The sequence below is a fragment of the Streptomyces sp. GbtcB7 genome (assembly GCF_019091445.1).
Taxonomy (GTDB): domain Bacteria; phylum Actinomycetota; class Actinomycetes; order Streptomycetales; family Streptomycetaceae; genus Streptomyces; species Streptomyces mirabilis.
The window spans coordinates 1-248 of sequence record NZ_JAGXJM010000466.1; the positions used below are offsets into that span (position 1 = coordinate 1).

Annotated in this window: 1 protein-coding gene; it reads left to right on the top strand. The window is 62.1% G+C overall.

The genetic code is table 11. The features are described 5' to 3' along the window. A partial coding sequence (locus tag KVT44_RS56510) for a hypothetical protein (RefSeq protein WP_217577084.1) occupies positions 1-248 on the top strand: 248 nt, incomplete at both ends.

Consider the following 248-nt stretch of genomic DNA (forward strand, 5'->3'; position numbering starts at 1 on the left):
TCGTCGGCCGCGTCGAGGGCAAGACACTGATGATCTCCAAAACACTCGGGATCCCCGGGGGCAAGCTGCTCGACGCCACCGACATCTTCGATGACGTGAAGGTGTTCCAGGCGTTCAAGGACGAGTACATCGGCGACATCTCCCCGCTGGAGGAGCTGCGACTCAAGTGGCTCGAACTCGCCAAGGCCGACCCCGAGTTGGAGGTCCGTACCGAACGGCTCCCCGATGGCATATCTGTGGCGAAGGAC